Consider the following 18,028-nt stretch of genomic DNA (forward strand, 5'->3'; position numbering starts at 1 on the left):
TCGGCGCCCTTTTAACTGAGGAACGCCTGACGGCACGGCGATAGATGATTGTCCAATGTCCGGGCGCTGGGCTTTAGGATGCAAAATCGGATATTTAAACTAATATTAATATTCCCAGGGGCAATATCAGTTTTCAACACAAGCAAAGGAGTTAATCATGAGCCTTTTCAGTTTTGTCAAAGAAGCAGGCGAAAAATTATGGGATGCCGTCAGTAATAGTGATGATGCGAACAAGAAACTGCAAGAACACATCAGCAAGCTGGGATTGCCAGGCAGTGATAAAGTTGAGGTCAAAGTCAACGGTGATACGGTTACAGCTACCGGTGCCGGGATTTCACAAGAGCTTAAAGAAAAAATTCTTATCGCTGCTGGCAATGTTGCCGGGATCACGAAAGTGGAAGACAACGTTACCGCGGTCGATAACGTCCCCCAATCGGAATTCTATACCGTCAAGAAAGGCGACACATTAAGCGCCATCTCAAAGCAGGTTTACGGGACTCCCAACGAGTACAACAAAATTTTTGCAGCCAATAAACCTATGCTATCCCACCCCGATAAAATCTACCCCGGTCAGGTTTTGCGTATTCCAAAATAACCGGCTGCGTGGCTAACCGTTATATTCGGGGCAACCCTAACGCCATGACCTGAGAGCAGGAAACCGCCAGGCCCTCTTTTGAGGGATGAATTTATCCGGGTTCTTTAGTTCGTTGAACCCGCATTGCCTGTTGTATTCACCCCCATTGACCGCCATAAACGCGCGGGACAACACGTTATCTGACATTATCGTTCTTTGCCCCACCCATGCCCCATGGAGAAACAGCGTGAGGGAATGGACATTACTATCAGTACGTCAGTGCCCCTACACGGACATGTTCATGATGTCCTGATAGGCCGCCACCATTTTATTTCTCACCTGGACGGCGGTTTGCAACGAAATGGAAGATTTTTGCATATCCACCATCACATCATTGAGTCCTAAAGCCGAATTGCCGGTGGCGAAGGCTTCCGACTGGACGCGAACCTGGTTTTGCGTATCGCTGGTTTTATCCAGCGCAGCGCTGAGCATGCCGGCAAAACCGCCGCCGGACTCGGGGGCTTCGCTAACGCCGCCCGCAGCCCTGGCGGCCTGCTGCAGTTGTTGAACCGCTGATTCAATCCCCTGAATAGCCATGACGTTTCCTCAATTTTAACGTTGGCTGCTACCTTAGCAGAACCCTTGGCGGCCTAAGGCGCTAAATAACGCTAAAACACCCGGTTATTTCAGCCATCGATTGTGTTGCTAAAGGCAAATAATGGCATCCACATTTATATGATGACCGCCGGCTATGCCCGTTAAGCACCGCAGGGAGAGTGATTTGTTATCAGCGATTAAGCAATACCGTTCAACTCATGGCGGAATGATGCGATGAGTACGGTTAAAAACGGTTCTACCGGACAGGGCAAGAATCCGTTCATGCCGATGCTGGAGCGGCTGCGCAGCCATCCTAAAATATCCGCGGCAATTGCCGCCGCCGCGATGATAGCGGTTGTGGTGGTACTGGCACTATGGGCAAAAAGCCCCGATTATCGGGTGCTGTACAGTAATCTCGGCGATCGCGACGGCGGCGATATCGTCGCGCAGCTGACGCAGATGAATATCCCCTACCGTTTTACCGAACAGGGCACCGCCGTGCTGGTGCCGAGCGAGTCGGTGCATGAAACCCGCCTGAAACTGGCCAGCCTCGGCCTGCCGAAGGGCGGCTCGGTGGGCTTCGAGCTGCTTGATCAGGAAAAATTCGGCATCAGCCAGTTCAGCGAGCAGATCAATTACCAGCGGGCGCTGGAAGGCGAGCTGGCGCGCACCATCGAAACCCTGGGACCGGTACAGTCGGCGCGGGTGCATTTGGCGCTGCCTAAGCCGTCGCTGTTTGTGCGTGAACAGAAAAACCCCTCCGCGTCGGTGACCCTGAACCTGCAGCCGGGCCGCGCGCTGGATGACGGCCAGGTTAACGCCATCGTCTATATGATCTCCAGCAGCGTGGCCGGTTTGCCGCCGGCAAGCGTCACGGTATTGGATCAGCAGGGGCATCTGTTGACCCAAGCCGACGCCAACGGCCGCGCGCTGAACGCGACCCAGCTGAAATTCAACAATGAGCTGGAAAACCGCTACCAGCGCCGCATCGAAACCATTCTGGCGCCGGTGGTGGGCAGCGCCAACGTGCATGCCCAGGTGACGGCGCAAATCGATTTCGACAGCCACGAACAGACCGAGGAACAGTATCAGCCGAACGGGCGCGACGATAACTCGGCCATTCGCTCCAAACAGGTGGCGCAAAGCGAGCAATTGGGCGGTTCGCCGTTGGGCGGCGTGCCCGGCGCGTTATCCAACCAACCGGCCCCCACCGCCGTGGCCCCCATTGATAAGCCGCCGGTGGCCAATACTAACGGCCAGACTACCGCGCCTGGCGCCCGCGCCGGCGTCAGTGGGCAAAACGCCGCCCAGTCCAAGGCCACCGCCACACCGTCCAATACCCGGCATGATGAAACCATCAATTATGAGCTGGATCATAAGGTAGTGCATGTAAAACGCAGCGAGGGTAACTTGCAGCGTCTGTCAGTGGCGGTGGTGGTCAACTACCTGCCCGGCGAGGCCGGTAAGCCCGGCACGCCGCTTACGCCGGACCAGATCAAGCAGATTGAGGATTTAACCCGCGAGGCGATGGGGTTCTCCGCCGATCGCGGCGATAGTCTTAACGTGGTGAATACGCCGTTTGTCACCACCGAAGACAATGGCGGCGTGCTGCCGTTCTGGCAGCAGGCGTCCTTCTTCGACAGCCTGTTGACCGCGGGACGCTGGCTGCTGGTGCTGCTGGTGGCATGGATCCTATGGCGTAAGCTGGTTAAACCGCTGCTTCGGGTTAAACCCGAGGCGCCGGTGAAGGAGGCGGGCGCAGGCGCGATGGCGTCGGCATCCCCCGCCGCCGAGGATGTGGTGGTCAGGCTCAGCCGCGATCAGCAAGAAGATCAGAAACGGGCGCAGCAGCGGGAAAACACCGAGGCGCGTACCCAACGGATCCGCGATATGACGGATCAGGATCCCCGTATCGTGGCGTTAGTTATCCGCCAATGGATGAGCAGCGAACAATGAGCATGACCGGAACCGAAAAAAGCGCCGTGTTATTGATGACCCTGGGCGAAGACCGGGCGGCGGAGGTTTTCAAACATCTGTCGGCCCGGGAAGTGCAGCAGTTGAGCAACGCCATGGCCAATATGCACCAGACCTCGCATCAGGAACTGCTGGAGGTGCTGAAAGAGTTCGAAGCCGAGTCCGAGCAGTATGCCGCGCTCAGCGTGAATGCCGGCGATTTCCTGCGCACGGTGCTGATCAAGGCGCTCGGCGAGGAACGCGCCTCCAGCCTGCTGGAGGATATCCTCGAAACCCGCGAAACCACCACCGGCATGGAAACCCTCAACTTTATGGAGCCGCAGAATGCGGCGGATTTAATCCATGAAGAGCATCCACAGATTATCGCCACCATCCTGGTCCACCTGCGGCGCTCGCAGGCCGCCGATATCCTGGCGTTGTTTGACGAAAAACTGCGCAACGACGTCATGCTGCGTATCGCCACCTTCGGCGGCGTGCAGCCGGCCGCGCTGGCGGAGCTGACCGAGGTGCTAAACGGCCTGCTGGACGGCCAGAACCTGAAACGCAGCAAAATGGGCGGCGTGCGCACCGCGGCCGAGATTATCAACCTGATGAAAACGCAGCAGGAAGAATCCGTCATCGACGCGGTACGCGGCTACGACCACGAACTGGCGCAAAAAATCATCGACGAAATGTTCCTGTTCGAAAATCTGGTGGACGTGGACGACCGCAGCATCCAGCGGTTGTTGCAAGAAGTGGAATCGGAGTCCCTGCTGATTGCCCTGAAAAATGCCCAGCCGCCGTTGCGCGAGAAGTTCCTGCGCAATATGCCGCAGCGCTCGGCCGAGATCCTGCGCGACGATCTGGCCACCCGTGGCCCGGTACGTATGTCGCAGGTAGAGAACGAACAAAAGGCGATTTTGCTGATTGTCCGCCGCCTGGCGGAAAGCGGCGAAATGGCGATCGGTGGCGGAGAGGATACCTATGTCTGATGCATTTAACCACTTACCCTGGCGCCCTTGGGCATTAAACGACCTGGCAAGTCCGGTGCCGGCGGACATGCTGCCGATCGCACTGGACGCCCAGGCGGACGATACGCAGATCCAGCAGGCGGCAATCAACGCCCTGCGCAACCAGGCCAAACAGGAAGCGCACCGCAGCGGTTACGCGGAAGGCGTTAAACAGGGGCAGCAGGAAGGTTACCAGGCCGGGCTGCGCGCCGGGCAAGAGGAGGGCCTGCTGCAGATACAGCGCGACCAGCAGCCCGCCGTCGCGCAAATGCAAATGCTGGTCAACGAGTTCCAGCATTCCCTTGACTCCCTTGACACCGTGGTGGCCGAACGGCTCGCACAGCTGGCGCTGACCGCCGCCCGCCAGGTGTTGGGCCAGGAGCCGGCCGGCGGCGGCGACGCCATGCTGCGCCTTATCCAGCGTTTACTGCAGCAGGAGCCGCTCCTGAGCGGCAAACCGCAGCTGCGCGTGCATCCGGCACAGGTGGCGCTGGTGGAACAGCATCTGGGCGCGACACTGAAACTGCACGGCTGGCGGCTGATCCCCGACGACGAACTGCATCCCGGCGGCTGTAAAGTCACCTCGCCGGAGGGCGATATCGACGCCAGTCTCGCCACCCGCTGGCATGAACTATGCCGCCTGGCCGCGCCGGGAGACGTCTAATGGCCACCCGTCTGGGCCGCTGGCTGGACGCCATGGATACGCTGGAGCAACGTTTGTCCGCCACGCCGCAGATCAGGCATTACGGCAGGCTGACCCGCGCCACCGGCCTGATTATGGAAGCCACCGGCCTGCAGTTGCCGCTGGGCGCGCCCTGCCTGATTGAGCGCCAGGGCGACGCCGGCATGGTCGAGGAAATCGACTGCGAGGTCGTTGGCTTCAACGGCGATAAGCTGTTCCTGATGCCGCTTGAGGAAGTGGAAGGCATTGTGCCGGGCGCGCGCGTCTATGCGCGCCGGCGCGCAGACGGCCAGAACGGCAAGCAGTTGCCGCTCGGCACCGCCCTGCTTGGCCGCGTGCTGGACGGCAGCGGCAAGCCGCTTGACGGATTGCCGCTGCCGGATACCGGCTACCGCGCGTCATTGAACACTGCGCCGGTCAATCCGCTGCAGCGCACGCCGATTTACGATGTGCTCGACGTCGGCGTGCGCACCATCAATGCCCTGCTTACCGTCGGGCGCGGTCAGCGTATGGGACTTTTTGCCGGCTCAGGCGTAGGTAAAAGCGTACTGCTGGGCATGATGGCGCGTTATACCCAGGCCGATGTGATCGTGGTGGGGCTTATCGGCGAGCGCGGACGCGAAGTGAAGGATTTTATCGACAATATCCTGGGCCGGGAGGGCCTGGCGCGCTCGGTGGTTATCGCCGCCCCGGCGGACGTGTCGCCCCTGCTGCGCATGCAGGGCGCCTCCTACGCCACCCGCATCGCCGAGGATTTCCGCGATCGCGGCAGCCATGTCCTGCTGATCATGGATTCCCTGACCCGCTACGCCATGGCGCAGCGTGAAATCGCCCTCGCTGTCGGTGAACCGCCGGCCACCAAAGGGTATCCCCCGTCAGTGTTCGCGCGCCTGCCCGCGCTGGTGGAGCGCGCCGGCAACGGTATCAGCGGCGGCGGCTCCATTACCGCCTTCTATACCGTGCTGACCGAGGGCGACGACCAGCAGGATCCCATCGCCGACGCCGCGCGCGCCATACTTGACGGCCATATCGTGCTATCGCGCCAGCTGGCCGAGGCCGGCCATTATCCGGCCATCGACATCGAGGCCTCCATTAGCCGCGCCATGACCGCCATCGTGCCCGCGGCGCAGGAAACGCTGGTCAGGCAGTTCAAGCAACTGCTGTCGCGTTACCAGCGCAACCGGGATTTAATCAGCGTCGGCGCCTACGCCGCCGGCAGCGACGTACAGCTCGATCGCGCCATCGCGCTTTATCCGGCCATCGAGGCTTTTTTACAGCAGGACATGCATCAGCGTTGCGAATATCTGTCGGCCTGCGAGCAATTGCAGGGATTATTCAGTTAAGCCGGTTAACGAGGATCAATGAAAAGTAATGCACCGCTGGACGTTTTGCGCGAACGGGCAAAAGAAGAACTGGACAAGGCGGCGATCCGCCTGGGGCAAATCCGCCAATCCCATCAACTGGCCCGTAAACAGCTGGAGCAGCTACAGGAATATGAACGGGAATACCGGCAGAAACTACAGCGCGGCATGACCGAAGGCATGGCTTCGGCCAGCTGGTACAACTATCAGCAGTTTATCATCACGCTGGAAACCGCCATCGAACAGCACCGCACCCTGCTGGAACAATGGAGCCTGCGGCTGCAGCAGGCGGTTCAGGTCTGGCAGAACAAACATCAGCGCCTTAACGCATTGGTGACGTTGCATACGCGTCATCAACAGCTTCAGCTGGCGCATGATAACCGCCAGGATCAAAAACGAATGGATGAGTTCGCCCAACGGGCGTGCGCGAGGAAACACTCATGATAGTCGCAGTCAGTGACATTGCTTCCATGCAGGATACGGCCGGCGGCAACGGCGCTAAAAACACCGGCAACGCCGCCCCGGATTTCAGCGCCATGCTGAGCGGCAAGGTTAACGACCGCCAGCTGCCGGCGCCGGCAGCCGACGCCGGCAGCGCCCAGGCCGACGCCGCAGAGGACGCTCCCGTCGCGACCACGGCCGAACCGGCACGTCCCGACCTGCTGGCGGAAAAGCTGGCGGCCAAGCTGACCGGCGATGTCCCGGCCGGCGCCGTGAACGAGACGTTGCCGCCATCCGCCGGCGATACCGCCACCGCGCCAGCCGCCATGCCGGCGGCGACGGCACAGGAAGCGGACCCGGTCCTGAACAGCGACGCCGCCGCCCTGATGGCGTTGCTGGCATTGACCCGCCCGACGGTTGCTGACACGTCCGTGGCCGCCGCCGGCGTCACCGCGAATACCGATAGCGCCGCTGCCGCCTTGAGCGCCGCTGCCGCCCAGAACAGCGACATGGCCGTGGCGACGGTGCCACTGGCCCAGGCCGAAAACGCCGCCGCCCCGAGCGTCGGGACGAATAACGCCGCCGCCACGGCGGACAACGCGCAGAATACCGTTATCACCCCGGACGACGCCGCCGCGACGCCGCCGTTGACGTCGCCGGCAGCCCTGGTGGCGGGTTTCGTTTCCGCCAAGACCGTCGACGCCACGGCGCCTGAGTTGAAAACCGCCCCCGCCCCCACGGCGGCCAAGGGCAAGCCATCGCCCGTCGCCGATGCGGGATTACCGCCGCCGGCCGCCACCGCCGCGACCGGCTCGCCGGTCAATCCGGCGATCGCCGCCGGCACCGATAGCGCTAACGAAGGGACCGACCCGGCGGCCGTCACTGCCCTGCTCCTGAAAAAAACCACCGGCGTCCTGTCCGACGTGTCCATGCCTGGCGCCACGGCGCCGGTCACACCTACGCTGAGCGCCGCCGATGCGGCCGTCACCACCCCCGCAGCACCTGCCCCCGCGCTTATCAGCGCCCAGCTTGGCAGCGACGAATGGCGCCAGGCCATCGGCCAGCAGGTATTGATGCAGCTGCGCAACGGCCAGCAGAACGCCGAGCTGCGTTTACACCCGGACAATCTGGGCGCCCTGCAGATCAGCCTGCGCATGGATGGCAACAACCAGGCGCAAATCCATCTGGTCTCGGGACATAGCCAGGTGCGTTCCGCCCTGGAAGACGCCCTGCCGCAGCTGCGCGCCTCCCTGGCGGAAAGCGGTATCCATCTGGGCCAGAGCAGCGTCGGCAGCGATGCCACGCCCAATTGGGGCGGCGCCGGGCACGAGGCCGCAGGCAATGCCCGCGCGGCATCGGGATTCACCATTGACGCCGTCGCCGGGAACGCCAGCGGCGTTGTTGCGCCCGCGGCCACCGGCCGTCGCGCCGCCGGCATAGATACCTTCGCCTGATGCTGCAAACGGGCAAGTTAAGGCAAATTACCGCGCCTATTCGCGCTATTGAATTACGCGGGAGACGGGATAATTACCGTCAATAACCGGCATTTTACGGCAGTCGCCATGGAAAAATGCCGTCACGCTTACAGGAATACCTAATCGTTATGTCACAAAATGTGCTTCCTTCGGCTCGGAAAAAATCAAAATGGCTGATGGCCCTGGTGGTCATTGCCCTGGCTGCTGGCAGCGCGGCGGGTTACCTTTGGTGGCAGCATCGCCTGCCCGGTCAGACAGCTTTGGAGGCCCCGGCGCCCGTGGCGCCGATACCGATATTTTTATCGCTGGACACGTTCACCGTGAACCTGGTCAATCCGGCCAACGATCCCGATCGCGTGCTCTACATCGGCCTGACGCTGCGCCTGCCCGACGAACCCACACGCAAGGCGATGATTGATTTTATGCCGACGGTACGCAGCCGCATGCTGCTGCTGCTGTCCCGCCAGGACGCGGAGGCGCTGGCAAATGATAAGGGTAAACAGCAGTTGGTCGAGCAGATTAAATTGACTTTGAGTGAACCCTTGGTGGCGGGCCAGCCTCGGCCCGTTGTGAATGATGTCCTTTTCACTGCTTTTATCCTGCGCTGAACATCATGGGCGATAGCATATTATCCCAGGCCGAAATCGATGCGCTGCTCAATGGCGACGACGGTGAACAGCAGCCGGTCAGCGCGGGTATTGAAAACGATGTCAAACCCTATAATCCCAATACCCAGCGGCGGGTGGTGCGCGAACGGCTGCAGGCGCTGGAAATCATCAACGAACGTTTTGCGCGTTCGTTTCGCATGGGATTATTTAACCTGTTGCGGCGCAGCCCGGATATTACCGTCGGCGCCATCAAGATCCAGCCTTATCATGATTTCGCCCGTAACCTGCCGGTGCCCACCAATCTGAACCTTATCCACCTCAAACCGCTGCGCGGCACCGCCCTGCTGGTGTTTTCGCCCAGCCTGGTGTTTATCGCGGTCGACAACCTGTTCGGCGGCGACGGCCGTTTTCCCATCAAGGTCGAGGGCCGGGAATTTACCCATACCGAGCAGCGGGTGATCCGCCGTATGCTGAAACTGGCGCTGGACGGCTATGAAGACGCCTGGAACGCCATCTATAAGCTGCATGTGGAATACGTGCGCGCCGAAATGCAGGTGAAATTCACCAATATCACCACTTCGCCTAACGATATCGTGGTCACCACGCCGTTTCATGTGGAAATCGGCTCGATGGTGGGCGAATTCTATATCTGCATTCCGTTTTCCATGATTGAACCGTTACGGGAACTGCTGACCAATCCGCCGCTCGAATATTCCCGGGTGGAAGACCAGGGATGGCGGGAAAACCTGGTGAAGCAGGTCCAGCATACGCAGCTGGAGCTGGTGGCGAATTTTGCCGAGGTCTCGCTGCGGTTGTCGGAAATCCTCAAACTGGCGCCCGGCGACGTGCTGCCAATCGACAAACCCGATTACCTGATTTCCCATGTGGACGGCGTGCCGGTGCTGACCAGTACCTACGGCACCCTGAACGGTCAGTACGCGCTCAGCGTAAAACAACTTATTAACCCCGTATTGAACTCCCTTAATGAGGAACAGCCCGATGAGTGACCCTAAGAATCCGTCCGGCGCAGATACGCCGTCCGCCGACGATCTGTGGGCGGAGGCATTCGACGAGCAGCAGTCCGCCGGCAAGGAATCACCGGCATCCACCGACGGTATTTTCCACCAGTTGACCGCCGAGGATAATGCCGGCCCCTTGCAGGATATCGATATGATTATGGATATCCCGGTCAAGCTTACCGTTGAGCTGGGACGGACCAAAATGACCATCAAGGAGCTGCTGCGGCTGTCGCAGGGCTCGGTGGTGGCGCTGGACGGCCTGGCCGGCGAGCCGCTGGATATTTTGATCAACGGCTATCTGATTGCCCAGGGCGAGGTCGTGGTGGTGGCGGATAAATACGGCGTGCGCATTACCGATATCATTACGCCCTCCGAACGCATGCGCCGGTTGAGCCGCTAAATGACCGCCGCCCAGCCCCTCGTCACGGCCCACGCCTCGCCTCCCGCCGCCCATGAATTTAACGGCGCGGGCGCCCTTACCCAGGTAGCGGGCGCCTTGGGCGCCATCCTGCTGGTCATCCTCCTCGGCGCCTGGGTGGTGCGTAAGCTGGGCCTGGCGCCCGCGGCAAGGCAATCGCAACGGCTGAAAATACTGGCCAGCTGCTCCCTGGGCCAGCGTGAGCGCGTGGTGATGGTGGAGGTCGAGGGCACCTGGCTGGTGCTGGGGGTTACCGCGCAGCAGATTACACCGCTGCATACCCTGCCCGCGCCGCCCGACGCCACGGACAACGGCGTTGCGCCGCCGGACTTTCGCCAGCGGCTGCGCCAGGTGATGCAAAGGACGGGGAACGCCCGATGAACAGGTTGTGTCTCTGCCGGCCCGGAAACGGCCGGCTTATCGTTCTTGGGCTGGCGCTGCTGGCCGTCGCCCCGTGCGGTTGGGCGCAACTGCCCGGCATCATCAGCCAGCCGCTGGCGGGCGGCGGGCAAAACTGGTCGCTGCCGGTGCAGACGCTGGTATTCCTTACCTCGCTGACCTTTATCCCGGCCGCGCTGCTGATGATGACCTGCTTTACGCGCATCATTATCGTGCTGGGCTTGCTGCGCAGCGCCATCGGCACGCCTTCCGCGCCCCCCAACCAGGTTTTGCTGGGGCTGGGGCTGTTCCTGACTTTTTTTATTATGGCGCCGGTATTCAATACCATTTACGACGAAGCCTACTTGCCGTTAAGCGAAAACAAAATCAGCATGCAGGCCGCGCTGGAAAAAGGGGCGCAGCCGCTGCGCGCCTTTATGCTGCGCCAGACGCGCGAAGCGGATCTGGCCCTGTTTGCCCGGCTGGCCAAGGCGCCGCCGCTCGATGGCCCGGAAGCGGTGCCCATGCGCATCCTGCTGCCGGCTTATGTCACCAGCGAGTTGAAAACCGCCTTTCAGATCGGGTTTACCATTTTTATTCCCTTCCTGATTATCGATCTGGTGGTCGCCAGCGTACTGATGGCGCTGGGCATGATGATGGTGCCGCCCGCCACCATCTCCCTGCCCTTTAAACTCATGTTATTTGTGCTGGTGGACGGCTGGCAGCTGCTGCTGAGTTCCCTGGCGCAGAGTTTCTATACTTAACCCTTAACAAGACAGGCAAGATTATGACGCCGGAATCGGTAATGGCCCTGGGCCACGAGGCAATCTTAGTGGCGCTGGCGCTGGCCGCCCCGCTGCTGATGGCCGCCCTGTTCAGCGGCCTTATCATCAGCCTGCTGCAGGCCGCCACCCAGATCAATGAAATGACGTTATCATTTATCCCCAAAATACTGGCGGTGGTGGCCACTATCGTGATTGCCGGTCCCTGGATGCTCAACCTGATCCTGGACTATATGCGCACGCTGTTCACCAGCCTGCCCGCGCTCGCCGGCTGACGATGCTGCAACTGGATACCACGCAGCTCGCATTCTGGATCGGCCAGTATTTCTGGCCGCTGGTGCGTATCCTCGCGCTTATCGGCACCGCGCCGCTGTTTAGCGAAAAAATCATTCCGGCGCGCGTCAAGCTGGGCCTGGGCCTGATGGTGACCCTGGTGCTGTCGCCCGGCCTGCCGCCCATCAACACGCCGTTGTTTTCCATCGCCGGCTTTTGGCTGGCGACGGAGCAAATCCTGATCGGCACCGCGCTGGGGCTGACCATGCAGTTTGCTTTTGCCGCCATCCGCATGGCCGGCGAAGTGATAGGTCTGCAGATGGGGCTGTCCTTCGCCACCTTTTTCAACCCGGCCAGCGGCCTGAATATGCCGGTGCTGGCGCAATTGCTTAATCTGCTTTCCCTGCTGGTGTTCACCAGCCTGAACGGCCATCTGTGGATGCTTTCACTGCTGGCGGACAGCTTTCATTCCCTGCCGGTATCCGGCCTGCCGCTGAACGCCAACGCGTTTATGGCGTTGTCCCGCGCCGCCGGCATGATTTTCATCAACGGCCTGATGCTGGCCCTGCCGATGATTACGCTGCTGTTGACGCTGAATATCGCGCTCGGCCTGCTAAACCGCGTTTCGCCGCAGCTGACCGTGTTTGTGGTGGGTTTTCCGCTCACCCTGACCATCGGCATCCTCACCTTCGGCCTGCTGCTGCCGCTGCTGGCGCCCTACAGTGAAAAACTGATGGGGGAAACCTTCGATTTGCTGGCGGATATCCTGGCGGAAATGCCCAAGGGATAAAAAAAAGGTATGCCATCCGTCGTTACCCGAATGGCATACCAACAGGGCCGGCACACATGATTACCCGCCCAAAATCACCCGCCAGAGCCACCGGACGGGTTTGGTGCCTGGTTATTGATTGGTCTGGAACAGCGACAGCTTCTGCATGGCGTTAAACGTGGCGTAGGACGCCTGCAGCGCCACCTGCTGTTTGCTGTAATCGGAAATCACCTGGTAAGGGTCCGCGCCAATCAAGTCGTTAAGCCGGGTGGTATAAATAGTGGTCCGGTCGGTGCCGATGGTATCAAGCGTGTCCAGTTCATTTAATTTGCTGCCTGTCGACGACTGCACCGACAAGACGTTATCCAGCGAGTTGGCCATGCCGCGCTGGGCTTTGGCCATATCGGCGGTGTACTGGGCGCGGGTGGCGTCATCCGCGTCGTCTTGGGGCGTGTTCAACGCGTTCAGCGCCAGGTTGATGGAATTGAAGACGTTGGTTTCACTGGCAGTACTGTCCGGTTCGACGGTATAACCGGCGGCCAGGCTGTCAAAAACCGTCTTGCCGGTATCGCCGATAGTCATGGTGCGGCTCGAATCCACGTCCTGGCTGACCGCCTCGGTGCCGCCGACGTAGGTGACGTTGCCGTCGGCATCCTGCACAAATGGCGCGGTCTCGGTCTTGTAGCCGGCGAACATATAGTTGCCGTTGGAATCTTGGGTATTGGCCAGCGTCAGCAGCTGATCCTTATAGGATTGCAGCTTGGTCGCCAGCGACTGCCGGTCCGAATCGCCCTGGGTACCGTCCCCGGCCTGCACCAGCAGCGTCTGGATACCCTGGATCGCGGTGGTCACCTGATCGAGCACGGTGCTCTCCAGCGACAGGCTGGCCTCGGATGTGCTGCGCGCCGCGGAATATTGCGCGCCCTGCGCCTGCATCTGGTTGACGGCCACCGCCTGCGATGCGGCGATGGGATCGTCGGCCGGGGAATTCACCCGGTTGCCGGTGGCCAACTGGGTGCCGGTGGCCTGCCATTTGCCGTAGGCGTTGGTAATGCTGTTCAGATTCTGCTGATAAATCATGCTGGTACTTAAACGCATGGTGTTTATCCTTTCCGCTTAGACGTAAATGAGTGGCCCGCGGGCCGTTTAACTGAGCGCCGATAGCAGCGAATTAAACACATCGCTGGCGGTATTGAGCACTTTGGCATTGGCCTGGTAATACTGCTGATAACGCGTGAGGTCGATATACTCCTCGTCCAGGTTAACGCCCGAGATGGATTGTTGCCGCTCGGTCAGTTGATCGACGATATTGGATTGCGCGGTGCTGGTCACGTCGGCGTTGCTGGTATTGGTGCCGATATTGCTCACAAGCGTCGCGTAGGCCGTGCTGATCGTCGCCGTTCCGCCAATCACTTTGGTGGTTTGCAGCGCCAGCAGCGCCTTCGCGTTGCGGTTGTCGCTTTCGCCGCCGGCGCTGTCGTCGAGACCGGCGGCAATCTTGGCCGGGTCGGTAATCGCCACGTTCAGGCTGTTGATGACATTGCTGACGGTATTGATAGTGTATTTATCGTTGCTCGCCGCCCCGCTGCTGATGGCGACGCTAAGCCCGTCGAAACTCATGGTGGTGTTGCCCGCGGCGTCGGTGACGGGCGCGGGCGTGAGGTCGACGGCAGCACCGTCGCTGGCGCGCGTTACCTGCCAGGCGCCGCCGGAATATTTGACATTATAATCGCTGGCCTTGACCGCGCTGGTATCGCTGTAGGTGACGGTCATCACCGCGGTGCCGGTATTTTTGCTATTGGCGCTGACGGTAGGGTCGCTGAAGCTGAAAAAATCCTCACCGGCATCGCCGTTAAGATCAACGCCGAGTTTATGCGTCTCATTAAAGCTGCCGGCCAGTCCCAGGGCAATCTGGCCGAGACGGTTGCGGGCATCGTCCAGGGCGCCGGAGCGGAAGCTGAGCAAACCGCCGACGCTGCCGGTGGTCAGGCTTTTTTCATCAATTTCGCTTGGGGTGCCGGTGCCACGGTCATAGGCAAGGGTGCTGCGCGACGGGTCGGCGCTTGATGTCACCGCCTTGACCTGGTAGGCGCTGCTGCCCTGCACCAGCGTCAGGCCGTTGCCGAAGGTCAGGTTAACCGAATTATTATCCTGGACGCTGGCCGTTACCCCGACGATGCCGTTAAGCTCGCTGACCAGCTGATCGCGCTGATCCAGCAGGGCATTGGACGTATCGCCCCCGCCCTGGCGCACGATTTGATCGTTAAGATTGGCGATTTGCTTGGCGTAAACGTTGATCTGATCGGCGCTGGAGGAAAGCTGCTGATTGATGCCGTCGTCCATATTCTGCAGATAGGTGTTGGCGCTTTTAAACTGGTTGACCAGGCTTTGCGAGCTGCTGATCACCGTCTGGCGCGCCGCGTTGTCCTGCGCGTTGCTGCTCAGCGACTGGATACTGCTGAAAAACGTGCTGACCATGGTGGACAGATCGCTGTCGGTGTTCGACAGCAGGGTGTTGATTTGCGAAATCTGGTCGTAATAACTGCTGGAGGCGGCATAAGTGGACGACGCGGAGCGCAGCTGGTTCACCACCAGGGAATCATAGGCGCGGCTGACGCCGGTCACCGAGACGCCGTTGCCGGAAATGCCGCTGGTCAGTTTTTCCGACAGCTGCGCGGTCTGGCGATTATAACCCGGGACGTACACATTGCTGATGTTGTTCGCCACCGCGTTCTGCGCGGCCTGCGCGGCCTGGATGCCGCTGGAGGCAATATTCACTAACGTATTGGACATCGTTTTTCCTTATGCCGGGGAGACGATGACGCCCGGTTCACCTGCGACGGCGCGCTCCACCCTTTATATCTATATCGTCCGCACCGGGACAAACTTGAGCGCCGCGGCAAAAAAACCACGCGCCCCCGCTCGCCTAGAACAGCCCGCCCAGATCGCTACCGTAGGATTTGGCCGCCTCCTGGGCGCCGTGCTTCAATTGGGTGATAATCCGGATAAGCTTGGCGGCGTACGCCGGATCGGTGGCGTAGCCGGCGCGCTGCAGCGCATAGGCCCCGGCCTCCGGCTGGACGGCGTTCACCACCTCGCGATAACGCGGGTTGTCCGTCAGGACATGAATATAGTCGCCCAGGGCGTCCAGGTAGGAGTCATAGACCCGGAATTTCTGCTGCACCTTCACCGCCTGGCCATTCTGGTATTCCGTCGTGGTGATGGTGGTGGTCTTGCCCTGCCAGTCGTCGGACGCTTTGATGCCGAACAGGTTGAAGCTGGTCTTGCCGTCGCCGGCGGGAATTTCCCGCTTGCCCCAGTCTGATTCCAGCGCCGCCTGCGCCATAATCAGGTGATGGGGAATGCCGCTTTGCCGGCTGGCAATCATCGCCGGGATCGACAGGCGTTCGGTAAAACTTGCCCCGCCGGGCGTTGCCGCCACCGGCGCCGGCGCGGATTGCTGACGATCGCGTCGCCAGTATTCTCCCAGCAGCGCGGGCGACATAAATTGCGAGTTAATGACGTTGGCGCTGACCGGCGTATCGGCCTGGGAAAGGGCCGCGGGAACGGGATTTTTCGCCGCCTCCGCCGCGGCGTTCTGACCGCCAAGCTGTTTAACCATCATATCCGCCAGGCCCAGCCCCTTGGCGGTGAGCTGTTGGGACATCTGCTGGTCGTAGAGGCTGGTGAACAGTTCCGTTTGGTCGCTTGAGAATACCCCGCCCTTGGGCAGCGCGGCGCGCATGCTTTTCAGCATCATCTGTACAAACAGACCCTCCACCTGTTTCGCCACCGCATTCAGCGCCTGCGGCGAGGACTGCGCCGCCTGGTTATGCAGCTTTTGCAGCGACTTGACATCATAGGCGGCGGATGAAAAATCGGTGGTGGCGTTAAGCTCCATCAGATGATCTCCAGCGTCGCCTGGAGGCAGCCGGCGCTGTGCATAGCCTGCAAAATCGACATCAGGTCATTGGGCGTGGCGCCCAGGGAGTTAAGGGTACGGATAACGTTGTTCAGGCTGGCGCTGGAAGTGACCTGCTGCAGCGAGCCGCCGCTTTGGTTAACCGAAATCTGCGTTTGATTGGTGACCACCGTTTGGCCGCCGCCAAACGGGGTATCCGGCTGGCTGACGTTTTGCTGGTTATTCACCACCACCGACAGGTTGCCCTGGGCCACGGCGCAGGTGTCCAGCATCACGTTACGGTTCATCACCACCGAACCGGTGCGTGAATTAATAATCACCTTGGCATCCATCTCACCCATGGCAATATTGATATCCTGGATTTGCGCCAGGAAACGGACCTGGCTGCTGTTATTGGCCGGCATCTGCAGCTCGATGGTGCGCGCATCCAGGGCGCGGGCGATCCCCATGCCGTTCTGGCCGTTAATGGCGTCGCTGATGCGCTGCGCCAGGCTGAAATTTTCCTGCTTGAGCTGCAGCGTCAGGACGCGGCTGGCGCCGAAGGTACTGGGCAGCTCGCGCTCAATCACCGCGCCGTTGTTAATGCGCCCGCCGGCCAGCTGGTTGATTTGCACTTTGCTGCCGCCGGACGAGGCGCCCGAGCCGCCCACCAGCAAATTGCCCTGCGCCAGGGCATAGACCTGGTTATCCGATCCCTTTAGCGGCGTCATCAGCAACGTGCCGCCGCGCAGGCTTTTAGCCGATCCCATGGACGAAACCACGATGTCGATATTCTGGCCGGCGCGCGCAAACGCCGGGAAATTGGCGGTCACCATTACCGCAGCCACATTTTTCAGCTGCATATTGGTGCCGCTGGGGACCGTAATGCCCATCTGCGAAAGCATATTGGTCAGACTTTGGGTGGTAAACGGCGTTTGCGTGGTCTGGTCGCCGGTGCCGTCCAGCCCCACCACCAGCCCGTAGCCGATCAAGGGGTTATCGCGAACACCCTGGATATCCACCAGATCGCGCAGGCGCTCCGCGCCGGCCGGTTGTAGGCACATTGCCAGCGCCAGCGCGCAGGCGAGATACCGCCCGGCGATGGCGGCGGTTAACCGTAAGGGTAAAGTTGAAATCCGCATGGTGCCGGCCGCCTGTTAAAAGGGTGAAATATTAAGGAAGAAGCGCTGCAGCCAGCCCATTTCCTGCGCTTCGTTGATATAGCCTTTGCCGACGTATTCGATGCGCGCGTCCGCCACCTGGGTGGATACCACTGCATTGTTGCCGTTAATGGTGCGCGGGTTGACGATGCCGGAAAAACGAATATATTCGGCGCCCTGGTTAATGGCGATCTGCTTTTCGCCCACGACTTTCAGGTTGCCGTTGGCCAGTACCTGCTGCACGGTCACGGTAATAGTGCCGGTAAAGGTATTTTTGGCGGTGGCGCCACCCTTGCCGTCAAAATCATTGGTGCCGGCGGCGTCCAGATCCACCTTGCCGTTGCCGATGGCGCCGGTCAGCATGGCGGGCGTGGTGGCCAGGTTGAGCGTATTGGACGACTTGCGCGCCGTATTGGCGGAGGAGCTTTTGCTGGCGCTGACGTTTTCCTGCAAGGTGATGGTCAGGATATCGCCGACGTTGCGCGGCCGCCGGTCCTCGAACAAGGGCTGGTAACCGTAGTTCATCGGCTGCACCGCCTGGAAAATCGATCCATTGGCAATGGGCATTGAAGCCGGCGCCGGCTGGGCGCTGGTTTCGCCTTCCACCAGGTTTTTATGCGGCATATA

The 18,028-nt window shown here is 60.5% G+C and carries 19 protein-coding genes and 1 pseudogene; 14 read left to right on the forward strand and 6 right to left on the reverse strand.

The window, feature by feature from the left end:
• The first annotated feature begins 157 nt into the window (after nt 1–157).
• On the forward strand, nt 158–595 hold the full coding sequence (gene lysM, locus ACL2XQ_RS15340; protein ID WP_413730559.1) for a peptidoglycan-binding protein LysM: 438 nt from the start codon (nt 158–160) through the stop codon (nt 593–595).
• A gap of 264 nt (nt 596–859) precedes the next feature.
• On the opposite strand, the gene fliE is transcribed toward lysM, so the two are convergent.
• Nucleotides 860–1,171, reverse strand: a complete 312-nt coding sequence (gene fliE / locus ACL2XQ_RS15345; RefSeq protein ID WP_410015385.1) for a flagellar hook-basal body complex protein FliE — start codon at nt 1,169–1,171, stop codon at nt 860–862.
• 234 nt (nt 1,172–1,405) lie between these two features.
• Between fliE and fliF the strand changes: the two genes are divergently transcribed.
• The 13 genes and pseudogenes from fliF to fliR all read left to right on the forward strand — a co-directional run bounded on the left by fliF (nt 1,406) and on the right by fliR (nt 12,361).
• A complete protein-coding gene (fliF, locus tag ACL2XQ_RS15350) occupies nt 1,406–3,127 on the forward strand; it encodes a flagellar basal-body MS-ring/collar protein FliF (protein ID WP_413730560.1) in 1,722 nt (573 codons plus the stop codon).
• Entirely contained in the window at nt 3,124–4,116 is a 993-nt protein-coding gene (fliG, locus tag ACL2XQ_RS15355; RefSeq protein ID WP_413722617.1) for a flagellar motor switch protein FliG, read from the forward strand. The genes fliF and fliG overlap by 4 nt, the downstream gene beginning before the upstream one ends.
• The gene (gene fliH, locus ACL2XQ_RS15360; protein WP_410015388.1) at nt 4,109–4,798 is read left to right on the forward strand and encodes a flagellar assembly protein FliH; all 690 of its coding nucleotides are present in this window, start codon (nt 4,109–4,111) and stop codon (nt 4,796–4,798) included. The genes fliG and fliH overlap by 8 nt, the downstream gene beginning before the upstream one ends.
• The gene (fliI, locus tag ACL2XQ_RS15365) at nt 4,798–6,159 is read left to right on the forward strand and encodes a flagellar protein export ATPase FliI (protein WP_410015389.1); all 1,362 of its coding nucleotides are present in this window, start codon (nt 4,798–4,800) and stop codon (nt 6,157–6,159) included. Before fliH ends, fliI begins: the two co-directional genes overlap by 1 nt.
• Nucleotides 6,160–6,177: 18 nt before the next feature.
• Nucleotides 6,178–6,621 (forward strand): flagellar export protein FliJ, encoded by a 444-nt coding sequence (fliJ, locus tag ACL2XQ_RS15370; protein WP_410015390.1) that lies wholly within the window; start codon nt 6,178–6,180, stop codon nt 6,619–6,621.
• Nucleotides 6,618–8,072: a flagellar hook-length control protein FliK gene (locus ACL2XQ_RS15375; protein WP_413739400.1), complete on the forward strand. Its 1,455-nt coding sequence runs from the start codon at nt 6,618–6,620 to the stop codon at nt 8,070–8,072. Before fliJ ends, ACL2XQ_RS15375 begins: the two co-directional genes overlap by 4 nt.
• A gap of 149 nt (nt 8,073–8,221) precedes the next feature.
• Nucleotides 8,222–8,701, forward strand: a complete 480-nt coding sequence (fliL, locus tag ACL2XQ_RS15380; protein ID WP_410015392.1) for a flagellar basal body-associated protein FliL — start codon at nt 8,222–8,224, stop codon at nt 8,699–8,701.
• Nucleotides 8,702–8,706: 5 nt separating this feature from the next.
• Nucleotides 8,707–9,708: a flagellar motor switch protein FliM gene (gene fliM / locus ACL2XQ_RS15385; RefSeq protein WP_410015393.1), complete on the forward strand. Its 1,002-nt coding sequence runs from the start codon at nt 8,707–8,709 to the stop codon at nt 9,706–9,708.
• A complete protein-coding gene (gene fliN, locus ACL2XQ_RS15390) occupies nt 9,701–10,120 on the forward strand; it encodes a flagellar motor switch protein FliN (RefSeq protein ID WP_410015394.1) in 420 nt (139 codons plus the stop codon). Before fliM ends, fliN begins: the two co-directional genes overlap by 8 nt.
• Nucleotides 10,121–10,486 (forward strand): annotated as a pseudogene (fliO, locus tag ACL2XQ_RS15395) (flagellar biosynthetic protein FliO); the annotation flags it as partial. It lies immediately after the preceding gene.
• Nucleotides 10,487–10,515: 29 nt separating this feature from the next.
• Nucleotides 10,516–11,280, forward strand: coding sequence for a flagellar type III secretion system pore protein FliP (gene fliP / locus ACL2XQ_RS15400; RefSeq protein ID WP_410015395.1), 765 nt, complete (start codon nt 10,516–10,518; stop codon nt 11,278–11,280).
• A gap of 23 nt (nt 11,281–11,303) precedes the next feature.
• Nucleotides 11,304–11,573, forward strand: a complete 270-nt coding sequence (fliQ, locus tag ACL2XQ_RS15405) for a flagellar biosynthesis protein FliQ (protein ID WP_410015396.1) — start codon at nt 11,304–11,306, stop codon at nt 11,571–11,573.
• Nucleotides 11,574–11,575: 2 nt separating this feature from the next.
• Nucleotides 11,576–12,361 carry a flagellar biosynthetic protein FliR gene (gene fliR / locus ACL2XQ_RS15410; protein ID WP_413732892.1) on the forward strand — a complete coding sequence of 262 codons (786 nt, stop codon included), beginning with the start codon at nt 11,576–11,578 and terminating at the stop codon, nt 12,359–12,361.
• A 111-nt stretch (nt 12,362–12,472) separates the two neighbouring features.
• On the opposite strand, the gene flgL is transcribed toward fliR, so the two are convergent.
• From flgL to ACL2XQ_RS15435, 5 genes are all read right to left on the reverse strand, one after another.
• The gene (gene flgL, locus ACL2XQ_RS15415) at nt 12,473–13,438 is read right to left on the reverse strand and encodes a flagellar hook-associated protein FlgL (RefSeq protein ID WP_413722615.1); all 966 of its coding nucleotides are present in this window, start codon (nt 13,436–13,438) and stop codon (nt 12,473–12,475) included.
• 48 nt (nt 13,439–13,486) lie between these two features.
• A complete protein-coding gene (gene flgK / locus ACL2XQ_RS15420; RefSeq protein ID WP_413722614.1) occupies nt 13,487–15,133 on the reverse strand; it encodes a flagellar hook-associated protein FlgK in 1,647 nt (548 codons plus the stop codon).
• 133 nt (nt 15,134–15,266) lie between these two features.
• Nucleotides 15,267–16,241 carry a flagellar assembly peptidoglycan hydrolase FlgJ gene (flgJ, locus tag ACL2XQ_RS15425; RefSeq protein WP_413739401.1) on the reverse strand — a complete coding sequence of 325 codons (975 nt, stop codon included), beginning with the start codon at nt 16,239–16,241 and terminating at the stop codon, nt 15,267–15,269.
• Nucleotides 16,241–17,305 (reverse strand): flagellar basal body P-ring protein FlgI, encoded by a 1,065-nt coding sequence (locus ACL2XQ_RS15430; protein WP_410016564.1) that lies wholly within the window; start codon nt 17,303–17,305, stop codon nt 16,241–16,243. Before ACL2XQ_RS15430 ends, flgJ begins: the two co-directional genes overlap by 1 nt.
• A gap of 93 nt (nt 17,306–17,398) precedes the next feature.
• Nucleotides 17,399–18,025, reverse strand: a complete 627-nt coding sequence (locus tag ACL2XQ_RS15435; protein WP_410016565.1) for a flagellar basal body L-ring protein FlgH — start codon at nt 18,023–18,025, stop codon at nt 17,399–17,401.
• Between the last annotated feature and the right edge of the window lie 3 nt (nt 18,026–18,028).

Origin of the sequence: Sodalis sp. RH14 (assembly GCF_047324285.1) — a bacterium.
Classification (GTDB): domain Bacteria; phylum Pseudomonadota; class Gammaproteobacteria; order Enterobacterales; family Enterobacteriaceae; genus Acerihabitans.